The sequence below is a fragment of the Haloprofundus sp. MHR1 genome (genome assembly GCF_005155585.1).
Taxonomy (GTDB): Archaea; Halobacteriota; Halobacteria; order Halobacteriales; family Haloferacaceae; genus Haloprofundus; species Haloprofundus halophilus.
This window is the reverse complement of sequence record NZ_CP039833.1, coordinates 2080316-2105873: the sequence shown is the minus strand read 5'-3', so window position 1 is coordinate 2105873 and position 25558 is coordinate 2080316. Positions and strand designations below refer to the sequence as shown.

The following is a 25558-nucleotide window of genomic DNA, read 5'->3' as shown; positions in this document are numbered from 1 at the left end:
GGCATCACGCATGCAGCAACCGATGTTTATCCTGGCAGAGGGCAGCGAGCGAACGCGCGGACAGGCCGCCCAGGACTCGAACATTCGAGCGGGGAAGGCCGTCGCCAACGCCGTCCGAACGACGCTCGGGCCCCGCGGGATGGACAAGATGCTCGTCGACTCCTCCGGAGAGGTCGTCATCACCAACGACGGGGCGACCATCCTCAACGAGATGGACATCGAACACCCCGCCGCGCAGATGATCGTCGAAGTGTCGCAGACGCAGGAGGACGAGGTCGGCGACGGGACCACGACGGCCGCCGTCCTGACCGGCGAACTGCTCGCGCAGGCCGAGGACCTCCTCGAAGCCGACCTCCACCCGACGGTCATCGTCGAGGGCTACCACGAGGCCGCCCGTCTCGCCCAGGAGGCTATCGACTCGCAGGTGCTCGATATCGACCTCGAAGACGACATCCTCGAACAGGTCGCCGAGTCCTCGATGACCGGGAAGGGAACCGGCGACGTCACCGCCGACGTGCTGGCGAAGCAGGTCGTCAAGGCGGTCCGACAGGTGGCAGACGGCGACCGAATCGACCGCGACGACATCCACGTCCACACCCGGACCGGCGCGAGCTCCAGCGCGACCGAACTCGTCGAGGGCGTCGTCATCGACAAGGAACCCGTCAGCGACAACATGCCGCGCACGGTCGAGGACGCCACCGCCGTCGTCCTCGACATGAAACTCGACGTCCGGAAGGCCGAGGCCGACACCGAGTACAACATCACGAACGTCGACCAACTCAACGCCGCCATCGAAGCCGAGGACACCGAACTCCGCGGCTACGCGAAGACGCTCGCCGACGCCGGCGTCGACGTCGTGTTCTGCACGAAGTCCATCGACGACCGCGTCGCCGGCTACCTCGCCGACGCGGGCATCCTCGCGTTCAAGAGCGTGAAGAAGTCCGACGCCCGCGCGCTCGCCCGGACGACCGGCGCGAAGCGTCTCGGCTCGCTCTCGGACCTCGACGAGTCCGACTTCGGCCACGTCGACAGTGTACGGGTGAAGAAGTTCGGCGACGACGAACTCACGTTCATCGAGGGCGGCGAGGCGGCGAAGGCCGTCACGCTGTTCCTCCGCGGCGGCACCGAACACGTCGTCGACGAACTCGAACGCGCGATGAACGACGCCGTCGACGTGGTCATCGCCGCGCTCAACAAGGGCGGCGTCGTCCCCGGCGCGGGGGCGACCGAGGTCGCTATCTCCGACTACATCCGCTCGGAGTCGGCGGGTATCGAAGGGCGCAAGCAGCTCGCGGTCACCGCCTTCGCCGACGCCGTCGACAGCCTCCCGCGCACGCTCGCCGAGAACACCGGCATGGACTCCATCGACGCGCTGGTCGACCTGCGCGCCGCCCACGACAGGGACGGCCGCGCCGGCATCATCTCGGCGGGCCGCGCCGGCGAGATCGGCGACCCCGTCGAAGCCGGCATCCTCGACCCCGCCGCCGTCAAGCGCGAGGCCGTCGAGTCGGCCACCGAGGCCGCGACGATGATCGTCCGCATCGACGACGTCATCGCCGCCGAGTAGGGCGACCCCCGCGATTTTTTCGATACTGCGACGCTGTCTCGTGAGCGGTGCGACCCCGGTCTCACACCCGCGGGAGCGACCAGCCGTACCGGAGCGCGACCAGCCGGACGGTGAGGACGAACCCCGCACAGACGGACGCGGCGAGGTCGGTGGAGACGTTCACCTCGACGAGCAGCCAGAACACGACGCCGCCGAGCAGCGCGGGCGTCGCGTAGAAGTCCTCGCGGAGGACGGCCGGGACGCGCGTCAGGAGGAGGTCGGCGAGACTGCCGCCGCCGACGGCGGTCAGCGTCGCGAGGACGACCACGCCGTACGGTGACAGGCCCGCCTCGAACCCGACGAGCGCGCCGGTCGCCGCGAAGGCGGCCAGCCCGATGGCGTCGGGCACCTGTATCGTCGGGTGGTCGCGCAGCCGGCGCGAGGCGAGCGACGAGAGGAACACCGCGAGGCCGACGCCGACGACCGCGACGCTCATCTCGCTGACCGACTGGAGCGACGCGGGCGTCCGGCCGACGAGCACGTCGCGCATCGTCCCGCCGCCGAGCGCGGTCAGCACCCCGAGGACGGCCACGCCGAACAGGTCGAGGTCGGCGTCGGCGGCCTTCAGCGACCCGACGACCGCGAAGGCGACGAGGCCGACGACGTTCATCACCGAGAACGCGTCAACCATCGCACCCGAGTCTGACCTCGTCGCCGACGCCGACGCCGAACGCGTCGTCGCCGCGGCCGCGGTTGACCGCCAGTTCGACGTTGCCGTGACTCCCGACCGTCAGGAGGCGCTCGCCGGGGGCGACGGCGGCGAACGACGCGCCGACCGGGACCCGCTCGCCGTCGACGGTCGCGGCGTCGCGGCCGTCGAGGAGGTCGCCCGGGAGGTTCGTGACGGCGTTGCCGAAGTCGTCGACGACGAGCACTTCGCCCGTCGCCGCGCGTTCGCCGACCTCGGGGTCGGGAAACGAGAGGTCGACGAACTCGCCGGTCGGGGAGACGACGTCGAGCGTCTCTACGGCGTCGACGCCGACTTCGTGGACCGCGGCGGCGGCGGGCGCGAACACGTCCCGACCGTGGAACGTCGCGGAGTCGGGGTTCTCGTAGGCGTAGTCGAACAGTTCGATCTCGGTGGGTTCCCCGCCTTCGTCGCTCTCGTCCTGTCGTTCGGCGAGTCGACGCGCCGCCGGGAGCAGGAGGCCGTTGTCCGGGCCGACGAGCGCGTGGTCGCCCGCGCGGACGACGACGGCGGCGCGGTCGGTGCCGACGCCGGGGTCGACGACGGCGAGGTGGACGGCGGGCGGAAAGTACGGAAGCACCTCCCGGAGCCAGAAGGCGGCGGTTCGGACGTCCTGCCGGGGGAAGTCGTGGGCGACGTCGACGAGACGGGCGTCCGTCTTCGAGAGGACGACGCCCTTCATCGCGGCGGGGTACGGGGTACCGAAGTCGGAGGCGAGCGTAATCATCTCACGCGGGGTCGGCGTTGCCGTCGCCGTTGGCGTCGGAGTCGCTGACGCGCTGGATGCGCTCGATTCCGTCTATCTCCTCGACGACGTCGACGACGGACGAGGGGACGAGATGCTGCCAGTTTCGGTCCCGAATCATCCGTTCGCGGAGTTCGGTCCCCTCGAGCACCTCGCGCCGGAACATCGGCGACTGGCGCACTTCCACGCCCGCCTCGTTGAACAACTGGACGACGAGCGGGTTGTTCGAGTACGCGACGTCGAAACTCGGCGACATGCTCTGGACGTGGCTCACCCAGACGGAGTTTCGTTCGAGGTCCTCGATGGGGACGACGTACGTCGTGAGGTCGAACTCGGACAGCGACTTCGTCAGCATCAGGACGCGCTCGCCCGCGGTGAAGGGGTTACGCGGACTGTGTGAGTCGCCCGCGCTCCCGATACCGAGGACGAGTTCGTCGACTTCGGTGGCGATCTCTTCGACCATGTGGTGGTGGCCGTTGTGGTACGGCTGGAACCGTCCGATGTAGAACCCCCGCATGGCCGAACAGTACCGTCGCAGCATTTATAAACACGGCGAGTCGGTCCAATCGCCGAATTCGGGCTCGAGAAGCCTATAAGCGAGTGGACTGGTTGGAACAGCGACGGATGCCAGGGGAGAAAGTATATCAGTCGAGCGACCCTCCGGACAGGTAGCGACATAGTTCTATGAGCAACGACATGGACAAAGACGACAGCCTCCCGGAACAGGGGGCAGACGAGTCCGCGCCGGCGTCCGAAGAGGACGTCACGGACCCCGTCGACGACGGGGCCGACGAGCGGACCATCGACGACCTCGGAAGCGACGTCGAGGTGTCGGCCGAAGTGGCCGACGACGTCGACGAGGACGACCTCCTCGGTGGTCTCAAAATCGAGACGACCGAAGACATCGAGGTCCCCGACCGACTCGTCGATCAGGTCATCGGACAGGAGCACGCTCGCGACGTCATCCTGAAAGCGGCCAAGCAGCGTCGCCACGTCATGATGATCGGCTCTCCGGGCACCGGGAAGTCGATGCTGGCGAAGGCGATGAGCGAACTCCTCCCGAAGGAGGAGCTTCAGGACGTTCTCGTGTACCACAACCCCGACGACGGTAACGAACCGAAGGTTCGGACCGTCCCCGCGGGGAAGGGTGAACAGATCGTCGAGGCCCACAAAGAGGAAGCCAGAAAGCGCAACCAGATGCGCTCGTTCCTCATGTGGATCATCATCGCGGTGGTCGTGGGTTACTCGCTCATCATCGCCCAGCAGGTCCTCTTGGGTATCCTCGCGGCCGGCATCATCTTCCTCGCGTTCCGCTACGGCTCCCGCGGTAGCGACGCGATGATCCCGAACCTCCTGGTGAACAACGCCGACACGTCGACGGCCCCGTTCGAGGACGCCACCGGCGCGCACGCCGGTGCGCTGCTCGGCGACGTCCGTCACGACCCGTTCCAGTCCGGCGGGATGGAGACGCCGAGTCACGACCGCGTCGAAGCGGGCGCGATTCACAAGGCGAACAAAGGCGTGCTGTTCATCGACGAGATCAACACGCTCGACATCCGCTCCCAGCAGCACCTGATGACGGCGATTCAGGAGCGCGAGTTCTCCATCACCGGCCAGTCCGAGCGCTCCTCGGGCGCGATGGTCCAGACCGAGCCCGTGCCGACGGACTTCGTGATGGTCGCGGCGGGGAACCTCGACGCGATGGAGAACATGCACCCGGCGCTGCGCTCCCGCATCAAGGGGTACGGCTACGAGGTGTACATGGACGACACCATCGAGGACACGCCGGAGATGCGCCGCAAGTACGCGCGCTTCGTCGCCCAGGAGGTCGCCAAGGACGGTCGCCTCCCCTCGTTCAACGAGGCGGCTATCGAGGAGATCATCCTCGAGGCCCGTCGCCGCGCGGGTCGGAAAGGCCACCTCACGCTCGAACTGCGTAACTTGGGCGGGTTGGTCCGCGTCGCGGGCGACATGGCCCGCGCCGAGGACGCCGAGTTCACCACCCGCGAGCACGTGCTGCAGGCGAAGGGTCGCTCGCGCAGCATCGAACAGCAGCTCGCGGACGACTTCATCCAGCGGCGCAAGGACTACGAGCTCTCGGTCAACGAGGGCTACGTCACCGGCCGCGTCAACGGACTCGCGGTCATGGGCGAGGACTCCGGTATCGTCCTCCCCGTGATGGCCGAAGTGACCCCTTCGCAGGGTCCCGGTACGGTCATCGCCACCGGTCAGCTCAAGGAGATGGCCCAGGAGGCCGTCGACAACGTCTCGGCCATCATCAAGAAGTTCTCCGACGAGAACATCTCCGAGAAGGACATCCACATCCAGTTCGTGCAGGCCGGACAGGGCGGCGTCGACGGCGACTCGGCCTCCATCACCGTCGCGGCCGCCGTCATCAGCGCGCTGGAGAACGTCGGCGTCGACCAGTCGCTGGCGATGACCGGTTCGCTGTCGGTCCGCGGCGACGTGCTCCCGGTCGGCGGGGTCACCCACAAGATCGAGGCCGCCGCCAAAGCGGGCATGGACCGCGTCATCATCCCGAAGGCGAACGAGCAGGACGTGATGATCGAGGACGAGTACAAGGAGATGATCGAGATCATCCCCGTCAGCCACATCAGCGAAGTGCTCGACGTGGCGCTCGAAGGCGAACCCGAGAAGGATTCGCTCGTCGACCGCCTCAAGAGCATCACCGGCTCCGCGTTCGAGAAGCAGGGCACCCCGAGCCCCTCGAACCCCAGCCCGCAGTAGCCTAACGCACCGGATATGGCCGACTGGACGACGTTCGCGGGATTCGCGGGCGTCGTCCTCTTCCTCCTCCTCTTGTTGGCTCGCGCATCGCAAGGAGTCGTGAGCGACGGCAACGCCGCCCGCGACGACAACGCCGTCGGTGACGGGACTACTGATACCGACGAGAACGGTACCGAACGCGAACCCGTCGTCGGAGCGACGAGCGCCGATACCGCGTCCGCTGATTCCGGCGTCTTCGCCGGCCCCTCCGATGCCGATACCGATGCTGCCGATAGTACCACCGTCACTGCCGCCGAGAGTACCGCCGCCGACGCGCCACCCGACGTGGCTGCCGTCGACGGCGAGAGAGATACTACCCCCGTCGACGGCGAGAGAGATACTACCCCCGTCGCCGAGCGCCCGGAGCGCCTCGAAGACGCGGAGTTCCCGGGACGAGTGCGGTACGGTCCGTCACCCGCTCGACAGGCCGGCGACGACGGCGCGGACTCCACAGACATCAGCCTCGGTGCGGCCGGCGACCTCTCGACGGGGGCGCTGTTGGCGAACGTCGCGCTCTCGCAAGGGTTGTTCGCCGGACTGTTGCTCGCCGGAGCGTGGGTCGCGGAGATTCCCGCCTCGGCGTTCGGCGTCACCGCGGCGACGACGGACCTCACCGCGCTGGGCCTCGGCGTCGCGTTCGGCGTCGGTCTCTACGTCCTCAACGAAGCCGCGGCGATGGTCGGCGAGCGGTTCGACTTGGGCGGTGGTGAAGCGCTCCGCGAGGCGCTAGCGCCCGACTCCGTCGGCGGGTGGGCGGTTCTTCTCTTGGTCGTGCTTCCCGTCATCGCCGGATTCGAGGAGCTGTTGTTCCGCGGCGCGCTCATCGGCGTGCTCTCCACGGGGTTCGGCCTCTCTCCGTGGCTCCTCGCCCTTCTGTCTTCGGTCGCCTTCGGCCTCGGCCACGGCGCTCAGGGACCGGTCGGTATCCTCGTCACCGGCGCGATCGGCTTCGTCCTCGCGGCGGCGTTCGTCCTCACCGAGAGCCTGCTCGTCGTCGTGGTCGCGCACTACCTCGTCAACGCGCTGGAGTTCGTCGTCCACGAGGGCTTGGGGTGGGAGTGGACCGGACGGGAACGAACGAGTTAGGGTCTCGGAGTCGAAACTCGCGGGCAGATGGCCGCCCTTCAGTCGCTCCCGCGAAGCGTCCGCGTCCTCCTCGCCGTCGGCGTCGTCGTCGTCGCCGTCGCGGCGATGTACGGCACCGCGACCCGGAACGCGGCGCTCTCGTCGCTGTGGACGCTCGTCTACGCGACGCTGTTCTTCGTCTGGGGCGTGCGACTGTGGGAGGGCCGCGGCGACGGGTCGGCGCTGCGCGTCGTCGGCGCGGGGGCGCTGTTCGTCGCCGCGTTCGTCTGGACGCTGGAGTTCGTCGGCCTGTTCCAACGCGGCGCCGCGGGTGCCGTCGTCGACGTGGTCACCCTCCTGGCCGTCGTGCTCGGCGTCGGGGCGTACCTCAAACTGGAGTCGTTCGGCGGAAGCGAGTGAGCGACGACACTAACCCTGTTCGACCCGCCGAAGCGCGGCGGCCACGTCTTCCGGCGTCGCGCCCGTCGCCTCGATTCGGTGGTCGGGAATCAAAAGCGGAACCGGATTCTCTCGAAGCGCCTTCTCGACCAGTCGAACGTCCTCCTCGTCGTCGGCGTCGAGTCCGGCCAACCGCGCCAGTCGTTCGACCGAAATCGTCTCGCCGTGGGGGACGTTTCGGGTCGCTTCCAACACGCTCCGCTGGTCGGTCGGTACGGTCAACGCGACGGGGGCGTCGTCGAAGTGGTCCTCCGCGCCGCCGAGATAGTCGAAGATGCGGTCCAAGATGGGATGGTCGGGTTCGGCGTCCTCGGGTACGGAGTCGGGGAACGAGACGTTGATGACGCGACCGCCGACGACGCCGAGTTGGACGACGGAGTCGAGCGTCGGCGACTCGCGCGCGTAGATTCCTGCGTCTTCCATACCCGTATCGAGGTCGGGGCCGGTCTTCAAAGGGCCGCTCGCCGTTCCACAGTCACAACGCTTATGAACAGATTAGTGCATTAGTGTACATTGATGAACGACACAGCGGACGTCGCCCCGGCGGTGCGCTCGATTCTCGCCGCCGCGCGCGACAGAGACGGCGGGAGCGAACGGCTCTCGGTCGACGCGCGGTCGTTGCCCCGCGCGTTCGCCGCCGCCGAGAGCGACGGACGAGTTCCCGTCATCGCCGAGGTGAAACCGACGAGTCCGACCACCGAGGGGACGCGCGAGGGCGACCCGGTCGAACTCGCCCGACAGATGGTCGACGGCGGCGCGGCGGCGCTGTCGGTGCTCACCGAACCCGAGCATTTCGGCGGGTCGACCGAGAACCTCCGACGGATTCGTGAGGCCGTCGACGTACCCGTGCTTCGCAAGGATTTCGTCGTCCGAGAGGACCAGTTGGACCTCGTCGAATCCGACGTGATACTGCTCATCGCCCGCTTCGTCGACGACCTCTCCGGACTCTTGGACGCGGCCGAAGCCCGCGACTTCCAGGCGCTCGTCGAAGTCCACGACGGTGAGGAACTCGCGGAGGCCGTCGAGGCGGGTGCCTCGATAATCGGCGTCAACAACCGCGACTTGGCGAAACTCGAAGTCGACCTCTCGACCTTCGAGTCCGTCGCACCCGCGGTGCCCGAGGACGTGACGCTTATCGCCGAGAGCGGCGTGACGACGCCCGAGGACGCCCGACGGATGCGCGACGCGGGCGCGGACGGACTGCTCGTCGGGTCGGCCATCATGGCGGGCGACGTGCGAACGGAGACCGAGAAGTTCGTCAACGCGGAGGCCCACGAGTAACCATGAGCACGAGCGACGGGAAGTTCGGCCGCTACGGCGGCCAGTACGTCCCCGAGGCGCTGATGCCCGCCATCGAGGAACTGGAGGACGCCTACGAGCGCTACGTCCTGAACAACGAGGACGGCTTTATGGACGAGTTCCGACAGCGACTCCGCGACTTCGGTGGTCGGCCGACGCCGACGCAGTACGCCGAGCGGCTGTCGGAGCGCTACGGCCGCGACGTGTACATGAAGCGCGAGGACCTCGTCCACGGCGGCGCGCACAAACTCAACAACGCGCTCGGACAGGTCCTCTTGGCGAAGTACATGGGCAAAGACCGCATCATCGCCGAGACCGGCGCGGGTCAGCACGGAACCGCGACGGCGATGGCCTGCGCACATCTCGACTTCGACTGCGAGGTGTACATGGGCGAACGCGACATCAACCGCCAGCGACCGAACGTCTTCCGGATGAAGATAAACGGCGCGGAGGTCAACCCCGTGACGGTGGGCCGCGGAACCCTCAAAGAGGCCATCTCGGAGACGATGCGCGACTGGGCGACGAACGTCGAAGACACCCACTACGTCATCGGCTCCGTCGTCGGCCCGCACCCGTTCCCGGCGATGGTCCGCGACTTCCAGTCCGTGATCTCGGAGGAGGCCCGCGAACAGATGCGAGAACGGGCGGGGACGCTCCCCGATTCGGTTCTCGCGTGCGCGGGCGGAGGTTCGAACACGATGGGCGCGTTCGCGGAGTTCGTCGACGACGACGGCGTCGACCTGTACGCCGTCGAGGCCGGCGGGTCGTCGCTGTCGGTCGACGAAGAGAAAGGCGTCGCACCCAACTCCGCGTCGCTGTCGACGGGCGGCGAGGGCGTCCTCCACGGCGCGCGCACCAAACTGCTACAGGACCGCGACGGACAGATTATGGAGTCCCACAGCGTCTCCTCGGGGCTCGATTACGCCGGCGTCGGCCCGGAACTCGCCTATCTCGTCGACGAAGAGCGCGTGACTCCGGTGAACGTCGACGACGACGGGGCGCTGGAAGCGTTCCACCGTCTCTCGCGGATGGAGGGCGTCATCCCGGCGCTGGAGACGGCGCACGCGTTCGCGTACTTGGAGGATGAGCACGGGAACCTCGGCGAAACAGTCCTCGTAAACGTCTCCGGCCGCGGTGACAAGGACCTCGAATCGGTCATCGAAGAGACCGAGAAGCGAGGTATCGAGAACGCGCCGGACATGTCGATGTTCTCGGGAGGGCTCCGATGAGCCGCATCCCCGAGGCGTTCGCCGACGGACCCGCGTTCATCCCGTACCTCGCCGTCGGCGACCCCGACTACGAGTCGTCCATCGAGTACGTCGAGGCGCTCGAACGCGGCGGCGCGGACGTCGTCGAACTCGGCCTCCCCTTCTCGGAACCGGTCGCGGAGGGGCCGACGATACAGAACGCGGTCGTCCGGGCGCTCGAGGGCGGCATGACGCCGACGCGGTTCTTCGAGTTCGTCGAAGAGCTCGACGTCGACGTGCCGCTGGTCTGCATGACGTACTACAACCTCATCTACCGCTACGGCGACGACGACGGGAACCGACCGCGCGCGTTCGTCGAGAAGGCCGCCGAGGTCGGCCTCGACGGCTTCGTCGTCCCGGACCTCCCCGCCGAGGAGGCCGGCCCGCTCCGCGAGGCGTGCGACGAGTTCGACCTCGACCTCGTGTTCATCGTCGCGCCGACGACGGAGGGCGAACGGCTGGAGCGAATCATGGAGCAGGTCTCTGGTTACGTCTACGTCCAGGCGCGCCTCGGCGTCACCGGGGCGCGCAGCGACGTATCAACGCAGACCGACGAGAGTCTCGCGCGACTCGACGAGTGGGACGTGCCGAAGGCCGTCGGCTTCGGCATCAAGACCGGCGAACACGCCGAGCGAATCGTCGCCGGTGGCGCGGACGGCATCATCGTCGGCAGCGCGCTCGTCGATATCGTGGCTGAAGGCCACGAGAACGGCGACTCGACCGAAACCGTCGCCAGCCGCCTCGAAACGAAGGCGCGCGAACTGAGCGAGGGTGCTTCTCGCGGGTTCGCGCAACGCCCACCGCATCCGGAACGCACATAACCGTACACTGGTACAGGTTCACATACTCATGAACACAGGAATCCACGCACGACTCGACCGCATCTCCACAGAGGGGCGATACCTCGTCGTCCCGATGGACCACGGAATCACACTCGGGGCCGTAAAAGGCCTCAAGAACATCGAATCGACCATCTCGGCGGTGACCCGCGGCGGGGCCGACGCCGTCCTCACCCAGAAGGGTATCGCCCCGCGCGTCCACCCGCACAAGAACGGCCGCGGCTACATTATCCACCTCAACGCCTCCACCGTCATCGGCCCCGACAGCAACGACAAGCGGATGACCGGCACCGTCGAGGAGGCTGTTCGCGCCGGCGCCGACGCCGTCTCTCTCCACCTCAACGTCGGCAGCAACTACGAACCCAAACAGCTGGAGGACCTCGCGCGCGTCACCGACGACGCCGAACGCCTCGGCATTCCCGTGCTGGCGATGGCGTACGCCCGCGGCCCCGACATCGACGGCAGTAACCCGGAAGCGCTCGGCCACGCGGTCCGCCTCGCGGAGGAGGCGGGCGCGCACGTCGTCAAGACCGGCTACAGCGGTAACGCCGAGACGTTCGAGCACGTCGTCGAGTCGACGCGCCTGCCCGTCGTCATCGCCGGTGGAAGCCGAGGCACCGACCGGGAGACCGTCGAGATGGTCCGCGGCGCGATGGACGCGGGCGCGGCGGGCGTCTCGATGGGCCGCTCCATCTTCCAGCACGACGACCCCGAGGCCATCACGCGCGCCGTCTCCGCCGTCCTCCACGACGACCAGTCGGCCGAGGAGGCCATCGAACACGCCGGACTCGGCATCGAAGCCTGAGTCCGCCGGCCCGAGCGACGACGGTCCACCGGCCGTCCGCCGAACCGAGCTTTTTGTCGCCCTCGCACGAACGGAGCGTATGGCAACGACGAGTTTCGACTTCGACGGCGAGACGGTCATCGTGACAGGCGGGTCCTCCGGCATCGGTCGGGCGATGGCGAAGCGATTCGGCGAGTCCGGCGCGACGGTTGTCGTCGCCGACGTGCGCGAACAACCGAAGGACGTGGGCGAGGAGACGCCGACGCACGAGTTGGTACGCGAGATGGGCAGCGACGCCGAGTACGTCGAGACGGACGTGAGCGACCGCGACGAAGTCGAATCCGTCGTCGAGGCGGCCCGCGAGTACGGCGGCGTCGACGTGATGGTGAACAACGCCGGCCTCTTCGTCGAGGGCGACATGCTCGACCTCTCGCCCGAGGAGTTCCGCCAGGTCCACCGCGTCAACGTCGACGGCGTGTTCTTCGGCGTCCAGGCGGCGGCCACCGACATGCTCGACCGCGGCGAACCCGGCTGCATCGTCAACACGGCCTCCATCTCCTCGAACCTCGCCCAGCACGGGCAGGTGCAGTACGACTCGACGAAAGGGGCGGTGCGGATGATAACCCGCGGTGCGGCGCTCGAACTCGCCGAACACGGCATCCGCGTCAACGCCGTCGCGCCCGGCCAGATAGCGACCGAGTTCACCGAGGGCCTCACCGAGGAGATGTACGAAGACGCCGAGAGCGGCGGCTTCCTGAAGCCGATTCCGCTGGGCCGCCCCGGAGAACCCGAGGACATCGCCGACGCGGCCGCATTTCTGGCGACGGAGGGGGCGAGTTACATCACCGGCGAACTGCTGCACGTCGACGGCGGCTGGCAGATCTGTTGATCGACCTCGATCGTGAACGGCTCCCGCGGTCTCTGTCGCATCCGCCACGTTCAAGCCGTACCCCCGAGAGAGTCGGACAATGACACGGAGCGTCTGGTTGAAGGCCGACGACACGGTCGGCGACTGGGAGGTTCGAAAGCAGCGAATCACGACGGGACTCGAAGCGGGCGTCGACTGGGTGCTCGTCGACGAGGCCGACGTGGCCCGCGTCCGCCAACTCGGCGACGTGAAGGTGGCGGCGTTCCGCGACGACGCCGACGTCCACGTCGCCGACGCCGAGGACGAGGAGGAAGAGGAGACCGCGAAGGCCGACGCCTACATCGTCGGCAAGGACGGCGAGGGCGACGGCACCGTCGACCTCCCCTCCGACCTCTCGGGGTCGGCTGACCTGACGACGCTCCGACACAGCGACAACCGGGCACAGGGCGCGTACGTCCGCATCCGCGGCAAGGAGTACGAGACGTTCGCCCAGGCGGCCGCCCGCGACGCCGACCACACGCTCGTCGTCGGCGAGGACTGGCAGATAATCCCCCTCGAGAACCTCATCGCGCGCATCGGCGACCAGACGGAGTTGGTCGCGGGCGTCACCTCCGCCGAGGAGGCCCGCGCGGCGTTCGAGACGCTCGAACACGGTGCCGACGGCGTGCTCCTCGACTCGGACAACCCCGACGAGATACGCGAGACGGTCGAGGTCCGCGACGCCACCGAGCGCGAGCAGCTCGACCTCCGGTGGGCCGAGGTGCAGTCGGTCGAGCGCGTCGGCATGGCCGACCGCGTCTGCGTCGACACGGGGAGCCTCCTCGAACACGACGAGGGGATGCTCGTCGGGTCGATGTCCCGCGGACTGTTCTTCGTCCACGCCGAGACGGCCGAGTCGCCGTACGTCGCCTCCCGCCCGTTCCGCGTCAACGCCGGGGCGGTCCACGCCTACGTCCGCACGCCCGACGGCGGGACGAAGTACCTCTCGGAGCTGAAGAGCGGCGACGAGGTGCAGGTCGTCGACACCGGCGGTCGGACGCGCGAGGTCATCGTCGGCCGCGTCAAGATAGAGAAGCGGCCGATGTTCCGCGTCGAGGTGGACGTGGAGGGCGACCGCGTGGAGACGCTGCTCCAGAACGCCGAGACCATCAAAGTCCCGACGAGCGAAGGGAGAAAAGCCGTCACCGACCTCGAAGCCGGCGACGAACTGCTGCTCTACTACGAGCAGGTGGCGCGACACTTCGGCGAGGCGGTCGAAGAGAGCATCATCGAGAAGTAAGCGCGAATCGTCGTCCCCGAGCGTTAGCGGTCTATTTTCGATTCGCCGGCGGCGAGCGCGTCCTCGAACGCCGCCGTCTCTCGAACCGCGGCCAGCGCGACGGGCGGGTCGGGGTTCTCGGGGTGCGGCCGCAGCGTGCGGACGAGCCACTGCACGTCGTGCCACTCGCCCAGTTTGTACCCGACGTTCTCGTAGACGCCGACCGGTTCGAAGCCCATCGCCCGGTGGAAGCCGACGCTCGCGGGGTTCGGCAGCGTCGTCCCCGCGTAGACGTTCACGTAGCCCTGCGCTTCGAGGATTCCGAACAGCGCCGCGTAGAGGCCGCGGGCGACACCGCGTCGCCGCGCGTCGTCGGCGACGTACACCGACGAATCGACCGACCACCGATAGGCGTCGCGCTTGCGGTGCGGCCCAGCGTAGGCGTAACCGACGACGCGCTCGTCGCGTTCGCACACCAGCCACGGGTGCGATTCGAGCGTCGACGCGATTCGCGCTTCCACCTCCGCTTCCGTCGGCGGTGTCGTCTCGAAGGAGACGGCGGTGTCGCGGACGAACGGTTCGTATATCTGCCGGACGCCGTCGGCGTCGTCGGGTGTGGCGAGGCGTATCACGGATGCAAGGACGGGCTACTGAACCGTAATACGTTGTATGAACCCAACCCAGCCCTGAAAAAGGCCGTAAGATTCCTGGAAACGCGCGTTTCGGGCGCTATAGCCGGAACAGGCACGAAATACCACTCGCTTCCGAGTCAGTAATTTTCACCCATGTTCCATACGCAAGCTTCTTTAGGAATCCTGTGGACGAATCGGATACGCAATGGCTGTACTTTGGCTGGATGACGTACGCGCCGCCGACGTCGATACCGTCGGCGGTAAAGGGGCCTCGCTCGGCGAACTCACGTCCGCGGGGCTTCCTGTCCCGCCGGGCTTCGTCGTGACCGCCGACACCTACCGAACGTTCATCGAGGAGGCGGGTATCGACGAGGAGCTCTTCGAGGCGATAGATATCGACCCCGAAGACTCGAAGGCGCTCGCCGCGGCCCACGAGCGCGCACACGAACTCATCACGGAGACCGAACTCCCCGAAGACGTCCGCGAGGAGATTCTGGAGGCGTACCGCTCCGTCGGCGACGGCGAGGCGTTCGTCGCGGTTCGGTCGTCGGCCACCGCCGAGGACCTGCCGGACGCCTCCTTCGCCGGCCAGCAGGAGACGTTCCTCAACGTCCGCGAGGAGAAACTCGTCGAGCGCGTCAAGGAGTGCTGGGCGTCGCTGTTCTCACAGCGCGCCATCTACTACCGGACGCGACAGGGCTTCTCGCACGACAAGGTCGACATCGCCGTCGTCGTCCAGCAGATGGTCGACGCCGAGAAGAGCGGCGTGATGTTCACCTCGCACCCCTCGACGGGTGAGCCGCGCATCATCATCGAGGCGGCGTGGGGGCTCGGCGAGGCCGTCGTCTCCGGGTCGGTGTCGCCCGACAACTACGTCGTCGACCGCGACTCCGCGAGCGTCCAGGAGGAGACGCTCGCCGACAAGAAACTGATGATGGTCAAAGACGCCGAGACGGGCGAGACGTCGACGGTGGACGTCCCCGAGGAGAAGCGCGAGGCGCGGGTGCTCACCGACGAGGAGATAGAGCGACTCGTCGAACTCGGCTGCGAGGTCGAAGACCACTACGAGACCCCGCAGGACGTGGAGTGGGCCATCTACGACGGCGAGGTGTACATGCTCCAGTCGCGGCCCATCACGACGATATCGGACGCCGACAACGGGGTCGAGGTGGCCGCAGACGGCGACGGCGTCGACGCGACGACGCTCTCGTCGAACGGCAACAGCGGCGAGAGCGAGTCGGCGTCGTCGGGCGGAGACACGCTCCTTCAGGGCCTGGGCGCGAGTCCCGGTATCGTCTCCGGCGAGGTGCGAATCGTCACCAAGCTCGACCAGCTCGACAAGGTCTCCGACGGCGACATCATCGTCACCGAGATGACGATGCCGGACATGGTGCCGGCGATGAAGCGCGCCGCCGGCATCGTCACCGACGAGGGCGGGATGACGAGTCACGCCGCCATCGTCTCGCGCGAACTCGGCGTCCCCGCCGTCGTCGGCACCGGGAGCGCGACCAGGGAGCTGTCGGACGGTCGAGTCGTCACCATCGACGGCGACAAAGGGACGATACGCGAGGGACAGCAGACGAAGAAGGAGGAACAGCACGAGCCCGTCGAGGAGATGCGCCCGAAGACGCCGGTCAAACCGATGACCGCGACGGAGGTGAAAGTCAACGTCTCCATCCCCGAGGCCGCCGAACGCGCCGCGGCGACCGGTGCCGACGGCGTCGGGCTGCTCCGGGTCGAGCACATGGTGCTGTCGCTCGGCAAGACGCCCGAGAAGTACATCGCCGACAACGGCGAGAAGGCGTACGTCGACGAGTTAGTCGAAGGGATTCGGGGCGTCGCCGACGAGTTCTACCCCCGCGCCGTCCGCGTGCGGACGCTCGACGCGCCGACCGACGAGTTCCGCCAACTGGAGGGCGGCGACGGCGAACCGAAGGAGCACAACCCGATGCTCGGCTACCGCGGCATCCGCCGTAGCCTCGACACGCCCGAGGCGTTCGCCCACGAACTGGAGGCGTTCCGCCGCCTCTGGGAGATGGGCTACGACAACGTCGAACTGATGCTCCCGCTGGTCAACGACGCCGAAGACGTCCACCGCGCGACGAAACTGATGCGCGAGGCGGGCATCGACCCCGAGAAGCGAACGTGGGGCGTGATGATAGAGACCCCCGCGAGCGCCCTCTCGATACGGGAGCTCGCGGAGGCGGGCATCGACTTCGCCTCCTTCGGGACGAACGACCTCACCCAGTACACCCTCGCGGTCGACCGCAACAACGAGAACGTCGCCGACCGGTTCGACGAACTCCACCCTGCCGTCTTAGAGCTCATCGGGTCGACCATCGAGACGTGCCGCGAACTCGGCGTGAAGACGAGCATCTGCGGTCAAGCCGGTTCGAAACCGCAGATGGTCCAGTTCCTCGTCAACGAGGGGATTACCTCCATCAGCGCGAACATCGACGCGGTGCGCGACGTCCAACACGAGGTCAAACGCGTCGAGCAGAAACTGATGCTCGACTCGGTTCGGTAACGCGGTTTACCGCCGGCGAGTCGTTTTCCGCCCCTCACTACGGTTTTATGTGTGCTTGCGCCAACCTCACGATGAGTAACAGATGCCCTCCACACCGTCACCGACCCCGGACGCCGCCGCTTCGGACGGCCCCGGCGGTCCGTCAGTCCTCCACCGCGTCGTCGCGCTGCTCGTCGGCGTCGGCCTGCTCGTCGCCGCGTTCGTCGTCGGAACGATCGCCAGCCTCGTCGTCATCCTCCCGCTGTTCTTCCTCGGGTTCGGCGTCACCTCGACGGCCGTGCTCGTCTTCGGGTCGATACCCCAACAGCTGACGTTCGCCGGAATCGGCGGGCTCTACGCCCGACTGCGACTCGACTCGCTGCCGATTCGACGGCCCGACGGCGCGGAGCTCCGATTCGCCGTCGGCGCGACGGTTCTCGCCGTCGTACTGGCGTCGGCGCTGTCGTACGCGCTGACGCTCACGAGTCTCGAACCGGTCGAGAGCGTCATCGGCGAGGTCGCACAGAACGACCCGACGGTGCTGCTCGCGCTCGCGGTGCTCTCCATCGTCCTGGTCGCGCCCGCCGAGGAACTGCTGTTCCGCGGTGCGATTCAGGGCCGCCTCCGAACCTCGTACGGCCCGGTCGCCGCCGTCGTGCTCGCCAGCCTCATCTTCGCTTCGCCGCACGTGTTCAACTACATCGGCAACCCCGTCGCCGTCGTCGCGACGACGGGTGTCATCTTCGTCACCGGGTCGATACTCGGCGTCGCCTACGAGCGAACCGGCAACCTCGCGGTGCCGATACTGATTCACGCCGCCTACAACACGACGCTGTTCGGCATCGCGTACGTCCAGCTCGTCGCGCTCTGAGGAGGCGACCGACGGTCCCCTCGACGCGCCGCGTCTCGCGGCCGAGCGAGAGCGGAACGGATAAACGATGGCAAAAATTACTGTCACGGCATGCAGCGCGCCGTCCCGCAGGACTTCTCCCGCGTGCTCTCCTCGATGTGCACCGAACCCCACCCCGCCGCGCGGGAGGCGGCGGTGCGTTTTCTCTCGACCAACCCCGGCGACCCCTCGACCTACCAGCGTATCGCCGAGTTGGAGGCGGAGGTGGTCTCCGGTCTCGGCGAGTTGGCGGGCCTCCCCGACGCTCGCGGCTACGTCGCAAGCGGCGGCACCGAGGCCAACGTCCAGGCGGTTCGGGCGGCCCGAAACCGCGCCCGCGACGAGTGGACGACCGCACCGGAGACACCGAACGTCGTCGCCCCCAAGAGCGTCCACTTCAGTTTCCAGAAAGCCGCCGACGTGCTGGGCGTCGAACTCCGGACCGTGCCCGTCGACGACGGCTACCGCGCGGACCCCTCGGCGGTCCGCGCCGCCGTCGACTCGGAGACGGTTCTCGTCGTCGGCGTCGCGGGGACGACCGAGTACGGCCGCGTCGACCCGATTCCCGAACTCGCCGCGGCCGCCCACGACGCCGGCGGCGACCGACCGTTCCTCCACGTCGACGCCGCGTGGGGCGGTTTCGCGCTCCCCTTCACCGACCACGCGTGGAACTTCGCGCACGCCGACGTGGACACGATGACCGTCGACCCGCACAAGCTGGGGCAGGCGGTCGTCCCGGCGGGCGGTTTTCTCGCCCGCGACCGCGCGGCGTTGGACGCGCTGGCGGTCGACACGCCGTATCTCGAGTCGACCTCGCAGGCGACGCTCACCGGGACGCGCAGCGGCGCGGGGGTCGCGGGCGCCGCCGCGGCGCTCGACGCGCTGTGGCCCGACGGCTACCGCGAACAGTTCGAGGAGTCGATGGCCGACGCCGAGTGGCTGGCCGCCGAGCTGGACGCCCGCGGATTCGACGTCGTCGCTCCCGAACTCCCGCTCGTCGCGTGCGAACTGCCGGAGTCGACGTTCGACGCGCTCCGCGACGCCGGATGGCGGATTTCGCGGACGGCGGCGGGCGAACTGCGCGTCGTCTGCATGCCGCACGTGACCCGCGAGATGCTCCGGCGGTTCGTCGCCGACGTCGATTCGTTCTCGCCGAAGTGAATCCGACGCGTAGCGACCACGCTGCCGACGAACCTGAAGGTTTACAACGCCGCACTTGCGAGGTTCAGGTGTGACCGCGCTGCTCCCCGCGTTCGACCTCGCACTCGCCGCTTGGCTGGATTTCTCGTGGATGGAGCGCGCCGTCGAACACGCCACCGGCTGGTTCGGCCTCGTCATCATCTTCGTCTACTCGTTTCTCATCGCGTTCGCGCTGCCCGGCGTGAGCGAGGTTGTTCTCGCCGCGCCGCTGAATCTCGGCCTCGACTACGCCGGACGGATGACGGTCATCATCCTCGTCAGCGCGACGGGGAAAGCCGCCGGGAGCGTCTTCGCGTTCCACATCGGCCAGGAGGCGAAGGACTCCGGAATCATCATGCAGTGGCTCTCGCGCCTGCCGGTCGACATCGTCGCCTGGTCCGAGAAGCAGACGATGAACATCGCGCGCAAGTGGGGGTACGGCGGTCTCGCGCTCGCGCTCTGTGTTCCCTTCTTCCCGGACACGCTCTCGATATACGCCTTCTCGATACTGGAGGAGGATTACCTGAAGTTCGCGGCGGCGACGTTCGTCGGCAGCGCCGGGCGACTGCTCGTCACGCTGGCGTTCTTCCACGGTGCCGTCGCGGTGCTGTGAACGGGAGAGTTAAACGGTAGCACCGTCTCCCGTGTACCGTGACCCGACGGACCCACCCATCGGACGCTCGCTTTGGCGACGCTCCCGCGATGCGCATGCGACGCTTCTAGCGCCGGGTGGACCCGTCAGTTCGTCCGTCGGTCGGTAACGCGACCGACGAACGTTCGCCGCGAAACTCGGTCGTTCCGTTCTCCCCTCCGAGCGACGCACCGCGTCGCCCCGGAGCGACGTACCGGAGCCGATTACCACGAACCAGCGGGCTTTAGGCCCGCATTCACGATACCACACACATGAGTCACGAGCAGTTCCCCACGGACCGACCAGCGGTGGTGACCTGCGGGTTGCCGTACGCGAACGGCGACCTGCACGTCGGCCACCTCCGAACGTACGTCGGCGGCGACGTCTACTCGCGCGCCCTACGAAAACTCGGCCAGCAGACGGCCTTCGTCTCGGGGTCTGACATGCACGGAACGCCCGTCGCGGTCAACGCCGAGAAGGAGGGCGTCACCCCCGAGGAGTTCGCCCTCGGGTGGCACGAGACGTACGAGGAGACGTTCCCGAAGTTCAACGTCGAGTTCGACAACTACGGCCACACCCACGACGAGACGAACACCGAACTGACGAAGGAGTTCGTCCGCACGCTCGACGAGAACGGCCACGTCTACGAGAAGACCATCATGGTCGCCTACGACCCCGAGGAGGACCAGTACCTCCCGGACCGCTACGTCGAGGGCGAGTGCCCGTACTGCGGGGCGAAAGCCCGCGGCGACGAGTGCGACGAGGGCTGTCAGCGCCACCTCGAACCGGGCGAGATCGTCGACCCGGTCAGCACCATCACGGGCAACCCCGCCGAGTACCGCGAGCGGACGCACAAGTTCTTCCGCGTCTCGGAGTTCCAGGAGTATCTTCAGGAGTTCATCGACCGCCTCGAAGGCACCTCGAACGCCCAGAACCAGCCCCGCGAGTGGATCGAGGGCGAACTCCAGGACTGGTGTATCACCCGCGACATGGACTGGGGCATCGACTACCCCGGCGAGGAAGACGACGGAACTGAAGAGTTGGTGCTCTACGTCTGGGTCGACGCGCCCATCGAGTACGTCTCCTCGACGAAGCAGTACACAGAGCGCGTCGGAAGCGACGAGTACGACTGGGAAGAAGTGTGGCAAAACGAGGGCGACATCGTCCACGTCATCGGGCGCGACATCATCCAGCACCACACCGTGTTCTGGCCGGCGATGCTCCGCGGCGTCGACTACGAGGAACCGCGCGCCGTCATGGCCAGCGGCTTCGTCACCCTCGGCGGCAAAGGCTTCTCCACTTCCCGGAATCGGGCGGTGTGGGCCGACGAGTATCTCGCCGAGGGGTTCGACCCGGACCTGCTCCGCTACTATCTCGCCACCAACGGCGGCTTCCAGCAGGACGTCGACTTCTCGTGGTCGAAGTTCCAGGAGCGCGTCAACGGCGAACTCGTCGGCACCGTCGGCAACTTCCTCTACCGGTCGCTGCTGTTCGCGTACCGGAACTACGAGGGAACGCCCGAGGCCGACGTCTCCGAGGAGGTACAGAACCGTATCGAAGGCGCGATTCGCGAGTTCGGCGAGGCCGTCAACGACTACTCCGTCAGGAGAGCCGGTCTCGCGACCGTCGAACTCGCACGCTTCGGCAACGAGTACATCCAGCGCAACGAACCGTGGAAGCTCACCGACGAAAAGCCAGAAGAGGCGGCGCAGGTCATCCGCGACTGCGTCCAGATCGCGAAGGCCGTCGCCGTGCTCTTCGAACCGGTCGCGCCCGGCAAGTCCGAGCGACTCTGGGAGGCCCTCGGCGAAGCGGGCTCCGTCCACGACGTGGAAGTACACGCCGCGCTCGACGCGCCGCCGGCGTCGTTCGACGAACCGACCGAGCTGTTCGAGAAGATAGAGGACGAGCGCGTCGAGGAACTGAACGAGAAGCTCGACGAGCGGGTCGCGGCGGCGACCGAGAGCGAGGCGGACGACGGTGACGAGACCGAAACCGAAAAGGAGGAGTCGGAGACGGACGCCGACTCGGACGTGAGCGACCTCGAACCCATCTCCGAAGATAGAATCAGTTTCGACGAGTTCCAGGCGCTCGACCTTCGCGTCGGCGAAATCGTCTCGGCGGAGGGCGTCGACGGCGCGGACAAGCTGGCGAAGCTCGAGGTCGACATCGGCCGCGAGGTCCGTCAGATCGTCGCCGGTATCAAACAGCTCCACGACCTCGACTCGCTCGTCGGCGAGCGCGTCGTCGTCGTCGCCAACCTCGAGAAGGCCGAACTGTTCGGCGTCGAGTCCAACGGGATGTTGCTGGCCGCGGGCGAACAGGCCGACATCCTGACGACCCACGGCGACTCGGTTCCGGGGACGAAAGTCCGGTAACCGCGACGCGGCGTCTTTCTCAGCCGTTTCGGTCCGGTCGGACGAGTACGCCTGCGAGCAGCAACAACGCCCCGATAGCGACGACGAACAGCGCCGTGACGAGTCCGTTCTCGGAGTCGAACTCGGCGAGGACGAGCGCCGCAGACAGCGCAGCGAACGCGACTATCGCCGACCGCGTGGCGAGGCGACTGGGTCCGTCGGTCGCCGCCGATTGGCCTCTGAATCGATCGACGCCGCTCCGGAGGAGGACGACAGTCGGGAGCAGACAGCCGACGACGACGGCGAGGTGAACGGCGACGACGCCGATACTGTCGAGCGTCGGGACGGGGGCAGTGCTGCCGACGGCGTACAGTCCGAGTAGCGAGAGCAGTGCGAGCGCGAGCGTCCGCTCGATGCGGTGATCGGAGGGAAGCGGGAGCGAGGGCTGTTCGGACATCGTCCGCTGATTCTCGCTCGCTGACAATAAAAGTAAGTGGGGCGACCCGTTTAGCTCTCCCGCCGGAACTCGTCGACGAGTTGCACGTAGTCGTCGGTTACAACTTCTATCTGGTTCGCGTCGAGCGTCAGCGACTCCTCGTCTGGCGCGGCGGAGTCGGCCATGTCCGCCTCGACGCCGGTGTACGGCTTGACGACCGCCCGGTCGTTTTCGACGGCGTTGACGCGTCCGATTTCGTCGCCGTCGGGCGTGACGACGGGTTTACCGACCGCTTCCTCGGTGACGTGTTCCATAGCGTAAAACCGTACGACTGCGAGCGAGTTATAGCTCCGGTCGGGACGAAAAGCTTGGGGCCGAACCGCCGGCCGTTCGTCCCGTTCGACCCTCACAATCGTTCACTCGGTGGCGAGTTTCATCGTCGGGGTTTTTTAGCCGGACGGCTGTATCGCCACGTATGAGAAACGCCAAAATCGTCTGCACGCTGGGTCCGGCGTCGGACGACCGAGGGACGATTCGGGGACTCGCCGACGCGGGGATGTCCGTCGCGCGACTGAACGCGAGCCACGGCACGACGGACCACCGCGCGACCGTCGTCGACCGCATCCAGGCCGTCGACGAGGCGACCGAGGACCCGCTCGCGGCGATGGTCGACCTCCAGGGTCCGGAGGTCCGCACCGCCCCGCTGGACGAACCGATCACGCTCGAAACCGGCTACGAGGTACACTTCTTCGAGGGCGACACCGCGACGCCCGAGAGAGTCGGTCTCTCGTTGCCCATCGACGCCGCCGAGCCGGGCGACACCATCCTTCTCGACGACGGTCGAATCGAGGCGACGATCGTGCGCGTCGTCGACGACGGCGTCGTCGCGCGCATCGACTCCGGCGGGAAGCTCGGCGGCCGGAAGGGCGTGAACGTCCCGGGCGTCGACCTCGACATCGACCTCATCACCGAGAAGGACCGACGGGAGATAGAACTCGCCGCCGACAAGGACGCCGATTTCGTGGCGGCGAGTTTCGTCCGCGACGCCTCCGACGTGTACGCCATCAGCGACGCCATCGAGGAGGCGGGCGGCGACATCCCCGTCATCGCCAAAATCGAGCGGGCGGGCGCGGTCGAGAACCTCGACGGCATCATCGACGCCGCCTACGGCGTGATGGTCGCCCGCGGCGACCTCGGCGTCGAGTGTCCGCTCGAAGACGTGCCGATGATACAGAAGCGCATCATCAGCAAGTGTCACGCCGACGGCGTCCCCGTCATCACCGCGACGGAGATGCTCGACTCGATGGTCCACGCGCGGCGACCGACCCGCGCGGAGGCCTCCGACGTCGCGAACGCCGTCCTCGACGGCACCGACGCCGTCATGCTCTCGGGCGAGACGGCCATCGGCGACCACCCGATTCGCGTCGTCGAGACGATGGACCGCATCGTCCGTCAGATAGAGGCCAGCGAGGAGTACGACGAGACCCAGGAGCAGCGCGTCCCCACGGCGACCGAGGAGTCTCGCACCGAGGCGCTGGCTCGCTCGGCTCGCTACCTCGCCCGCGACATCGGCGCGGCGGCCATCGTCGCCGCCTCCGAGTCCGGCTACACCGCGCGGAAGACGGCGAAGTTCCGACCCGGGGTGCCGGTTATCGCGACGACGCCGAACGACCGCGTTCGCCGCCAGCTATCGCTGTCGTGGGGCGTCAGCGCTCAGTACGCCGACTACCGCGAGAGCGCCGAAGAAGTGATGCAGGGCGGCGTCAACGCCGCCCTCGAATCGGGCGTCGCCGAGAGCGGCGACACGCTCGTCGTCCTCTCGGGGATGATGACCGAACTGGAGGAGACGAACACGACCAACATGCTGAAAGTCCACGTCGCCGCCGAGGCCATCACGACCGGCCGCAGCGTCGTCGGCGGACGCGTCTCCGGGCCGGTCGTCCGGTCGGCCGACGGCGACCTGACGGAACTGCCCGAAGGTACGCTGCTAGCGCTCGACGCCAGGTTCGACGGCGAGTTCACCGGCGACGTGAACAAACTCGGAGGCATCGTCGACGCCCGCGAGGGGATGACCGGCTACCCGGCGCTCGTCGCCCGAGAAATCGACATCCCGATGATAAGCGGCGCGTCGCTCCCCGAGGACTTCGACGACGGGACTCTCGTCACGCTCGACGCCGAGCGCGGCATCGTCTACGACGGTAACGTCATCCGGCACGAGGCGAAACGATAAGCCGAGCCTCGTCGTGGACCGGTCGCTCCTCGCACCGGCGGCAGACATTTCAGCGACCGTTTCCTACGTCACGTATGCGCGATTCTCACACCGGGGGGCGAGACGAGAACGAGGCCGACGACGGCGAGTCCGAGTGGCGGTTCGGCATCGACGACGTCGGCGAGGACGCCGACGCGGACGACGGAGAGAGCGAGACGCGAACACAGCGACGCGAGCGACCGCCGCTGGAACCGGAGTCGCCGTCGCTGGAGAACAGTTTGTTCGTACTCGTCGGCGTCGTCGGGACGCTGGTGTTCATCTTCAGCGTACTGTAACCGAGAGCCGAAGCGTTAATCATCCGACGTACTTAGGTCAGCTATGGCACGCCCGCGTCTCGCACACGTACTCCTACAACTGGACATCGGTCCCGACGCCCTCCCGCTGCTGCTCGTGATGGCCGGCCTCGGCCTCTCCATCTTGGAAGCGTTGGCCCCCGGTGCGAACTTCATCATCGTCGGTATCGCACTGCTGGCGGCCGGACTGGTCGGACTGTTCCTGCCCGCACTGGCGAGTCCGCTCCTCTTGGGGATTCTCGTCCTCGTCTTCGGTGCGCTCTCGTTTTACGTCTACCGTGAGTTCGACTTCTACGGCGGGAAGGGAACCGCCCAGACCTCCGACTCGGACGCGCTGAAAGGCAAGACCGGGCGCGTCACCGAGCGCGTGACGAAGTCGGAGGGACAGATAAAGGTCGCCGGCGGCGGATTCAACCCCTACTACGCGGCCCGGTCGTACCACGGCGAGATTCCCGAGGGAACCGAGGTGATGGTCGTCGACCCCGGCGGCGGCAACGTCGTGATGGTCGAGTCGTTCGACATCGTCGAAGACGAGATCGACCGGGAACTGGCGAAAGGGCGACGCGAACGCGAGGCGGCCGCGGACGAGGTCATCGAACGCGAGCAGGGGCGCGAAGAGGAGACCGAACGGGCCTAAGCGGCTCGCGGACTCCGGGCGAACCGAGAAATCGGGAGACGGTTCGGCGGACAGACCGGGGAAGTTGAGGAAAACCTTATCAAT

At 67.4% G+C, this 25558-nt stretch carries 25 protein-coding genes; 18 read left to right on the top strand and 7 right to left on the bottom strand.

Features of this window, described 5'->3' with window-relative positions; all coding sequences use genetic code 11:
* Positions 1-10: 10 nt before the first annotated feature.
* Complete coding sequence (gene thsA / locus FCF25_RS10620; RefSeq protein ID WP_137049397.1) at positions 11-1567, top strand: thermosome subunit alpha; 1557 nt, start codon at positions 11-13, stop codon at positions 1565-1567.
* A gap of 61 nt (positions 1568-1628) precedes the next feature.
* Here the strand turns inward: thsA and FCF25_RS10615 are convergent, their stop codons facing one another.
* Genes FCF25_RS10615 through FCF25_RS10605 form a run of 3 tightly spaced genes read right to left on the bottom strand, consistent with a single transcriptional unit; the run spans position 1629 to position 3556 of the window.
* Complete coding sequence (locus tag FCF25_RS10615; protein ID WP_137048671.1) at positions 1629-2237, bottom strand: trimeric intracellular cation channel family protein; 609 nt, start codon at positions 2235-2237, stop codon at positions 1629-1631.
* Positions 2230-3021 (bottom strand): S-adenosyl-l-methionine hydroxide adenosyltransferase family protein, encoded by a 792-nt coding sequence (locus FCF25_RS10610; protein WP_137048669.1) that lies wholly within the window; start codon positions 3019-3021, stop codon positions 2230-2232. Before FCF25_RS10610 ends, FCF25_RS10615 begins: the two co-directional genes overlap by 8 nt.
* A gap of 1 nt (position 3022) precedes the next feature.
* Entirely contained in the window at positions 3023-3556 is a 534-nt protein-coding gene (locus tag FCF25_RS10605) for a nicotinamide-nucleotide adenylyltransferase (RefSeq protein WP_117592270.1), read from the bottom strand.
* 167 nt (positions 3557-3723) lie between these two features.
* Here FCF25_RS10605 and lonB point away from each other — a divergent pair, with 167 nt between their 5' ends.
* From lonB to FCF25_RS10590, 3 genes are read left to right on the top strand one after another with little or no spacing between them, the layout of a single operon-like run.
* Entirely contained in the window at positions 3724-5787 is a 2064-nt protein-coding gene (lonB, locus tag FCF25_RS10600; RefSeq protein WP_117592272.1) for an ATP-dependent protease LonB, read from the top strand.
* Positions 5788-5802: 15 nt separating this feature from the next.
* Positions 5803-6912: a CPBP family intramembrane glutamic endopeptidase gene (locus FCF25_RS10595; protein ID WP_137048667.1), complete on the top strand. Its 1110-nt coding sequence runs from the start codon at positions 5803-5805 to the stop codon at positions 6910-6912.
* A 27-nt stretch (positions 6913-6939) separates the two neighbouring features.
* Positions 6940-7311: a hypothetical protein gene (locus tag FCF25_RS10590; RefSeq protein ID WP_117592275.1), complete on the top strand. Its 372-nt coding sequence runs from the start codon at positions 6940-6942 to the stop codon at positions 7309-7311.
* Between the two features lie 9 nt (positions 7312-7320).
* On the opposite strand, the gene FCF25_RS10585 is transcribed toward FCF25_RS10590, so the two are convergent.
* Complete coding sequence (locus FCF25_RS10585; protein ID WP_137048665.1) at positions 7321-7773, bottom strand: MGMT family protein; 453 nt, start codon at positions 7771-7773, stop codon at positions 7321-7323.
* A 93-nt stretch (positions 7774-7866) separates the two neighbouring features.
* On the opposite strand from FCF25_RS10585, the gene trpC reads away from it, so the two are divergent.
* The 6 genes from trpC (at position 7867) to FCF25_RS10555 (ending at position 13666) form a co-directional block, all read left to right on the top strand.
* Positions 7867-8631, top strand: coding sequence for an indole-3-glycerol phosphate synthase (gene trpC / locus FCF25_RS10580; protein WP_137048663.1), 765 nt, complete (start codon positions 7867-7869; stop codon positions 8629-8631).
* A 2-nt stretch (positions 8632-8633) separates the two neighbouring features.
* Positions 8634-9878 carry a tryptophan synthase subunit beta gene (gene trpB / locus FCF25_RS10575; RefSeq protein ID WP_117592282.1) on the top strand — a complete coding sequence of 415 codons (1245 nt, stop codon included), beginning with the start codon at positions 8634-8636 and terminating at the stop codon, positions 9876-9878.
* Positions 9875-10717 (top strand): tryptophan synthase subunit alpha, encoded by an 843-nt coding sequence (gene trpA, locus FCF25_RS10570; RefSeq protein ID WP_137048661.1) that lies wholly within the window; start codon positions 9875-9877, stop codon positions 10715-10717. The genes trpB and trpA overlap by 4 nt, the downstream gene beginning before the upstream one ends.
* A 28-nt stretch (positions 10718-10745) precedes the next feature.
* The gene (locus FCF25_RS10565; RefSeq protein WP_137048659.1) at positions 10746-11540 is read left to right on the top strand and encodes a 2-amino-3,7-dideoxy-D-threo-hept-6-ulosonate synthase; all 795 of its coding nucleotides are present in this window, start codon (positions 10746-10748) and stop codon (positions 11538-11540) included.
* A gap of 79 nt (positions 11541-11619) precedes the next feature.
* A complete protein-coding gene (locus FCF25_RS10560) occupies positions 11620-12408 on the top strand; it encodes an SDR family NAD(P)-dependent oxidoreductase (protein ID WP_137048657.1) in 789 nt (262 codons plus the stop codon).
* Between the two features lie 79 nt (positions 12409-12487).
* Positions 12488-13666 (top strand): 3-dehydroquinate synthase II, encoded by a 1179-nt coding sequence (locus tag FCF25_RS10555; protein ID WP_117592289.1) that lies wholly within the window; start codon positions 12488-12490, stop codon positions 13664-13666.
* 23 nt (positions 13667-13689) lie between these two features.
* Here FCF25_RS10555 and FCF25_RS10550 read toward each other — a convergent pair whose 3' ends face one another.
* Positions 13690-14277 carry an arsinothricin resistance N-acetyltransferase ArsN1 family B gene (locus FCF25_RS10550; protein WP_137048656.1) on the bottom strand — a complete coding sequence of 196 codons (588 nt, stop codon included), beginning with the start codon at positions 14275-14277 and terminating at the stop codon, positions 13690-13692.
* Between the two features lie 205 nt (positions 14278-14482).
* On the opposite strand from FCF25_RS10550, the gene ppsA reads away from it, so the two are divergent.
* The 5 genes from ppsA (at position 14483) to metG (ending at position 21860) form a co-directional block, all read left to right on the top strand.
* Positions 14483-16804 (top strand): phosphoenolpyruvate synthase, encoded by a 2322-nt coding sequence (ppsA, locus tag FCF25_RS10545; RefSeq protein WP_137048654.1) that lies wholly within the window; start codon positions 14483-14485, stop codon positions 16802-16804.
* Between the two features lie 82 nt (positions 16805-16886).
* Positions 16887-17654: a CPBP family intramembrane glutamic endopeptidase gene (locus tag FCF25_RS10540; RefSeq protein WP_117592294.1), complete on the top strand. Its 768-nt coding sequence runs from the start codon at positions 16887-16889 to the stop codon at positions 17652-17654.
* Between the two features lie 90 nt (positions 17655-17744).
* Complete coding sequence (gene mfnA / locus FCF25_RS10535; protein ID WP_137048652.1) at positions 17745-18833, top strand: tyrosine decarboxylase MfnA; 1089 nt, start codon at positions 17745-17747, stop codon at positions 18831-18833.
* A 130-nt stretch (positions 18834-18963) separates the two neighbouring features.
* A complete protein-coding gene (locus tag FCF25_RS10530; RefSeq protein WP_137049396.1) occupies positions 18964-19464 on the top strand; it encodes a YqaA family protein in 501 nt (166 codons plus the stop codon).
* A gap of 290 nt (positions 19465-19754) precedes the next feature.
* Positions 19755-21860 (top strand): methionine--tRNA ligase, encoded by a 2106-nt coding sequence (gene metG, locus FCF25_RS10525; protein ID WP_137048650.1) that lies wholly within the window; start codon positions 19755-19757, stop codon positions 21858-21860.
* Positions 21861-21879: 19 nt separating this feature from the next.
* Here metG and FCF25_RS10520 read toward each other — a convergent pair whose 3' ends face one another.
* Together FCF25_RS10520 and FCF25_RS10515 are read right to left on the bottom strand one after the other, a co-directional pair.
* Entirely contained in the window at positions 21880-22296 is a 417-nt protein-coding gene (locus FCF25_RS10520; protein ID WP_117592300.1) for a hypothetical protein, read from the bottom strand.
* Positions 22297-22346: 50 nt separating this feature from the next.
* Positions 22347-22589, bottom strand: a complete 243-nt coding sequence (locus FCF25_RS10515; protein ID WP_117592301.1) for a hypothetical protein — start codon at positions 22587-22589, stop codon at positions 22347-22349.
* 161 nt (positions 22590-22750) lie between these two features.
* On the opposite strand from FCF25_RS10515, the gene pyk reads away from it, so the two are divergent.
* From pyk to FCF25_RS10500, 3 genes are all read left to right on the top strand, one after another.
* Positions 22751-24505, top strand: coding sequence for a pyruvate kinase (gene pyk, locus FCF25_RS10510; protein ID WP_137048648.1), 1755 nt, complete (start codon positions 22751-22753; stop codon positions 24503-24505).
* A gap of 74 nt (positions 24506-24579) precedes the next feature.
* On the top strand, positions 24580-24819 hold the full coding sequence (locus FCF25_RS10505; RefSeq protein ID WP_137048646.1) for a hypothetical protein: 240 nt from the start codon (positions 24580-24582) through the stop codon (positions 24817-24819).
* Between the two features lie 43 nt (positions 24820-24862).
* A complete protein-coding gene (locus FCF25_RS10500; protein WP_137048644.1) occupies positions 24863-25474 on the top strand; it encodes an NfeD family protein in 612 nt (203 codons plus the stop codon).
* Positions 25475-25558 lie beyond the last annotated feature (84 nt).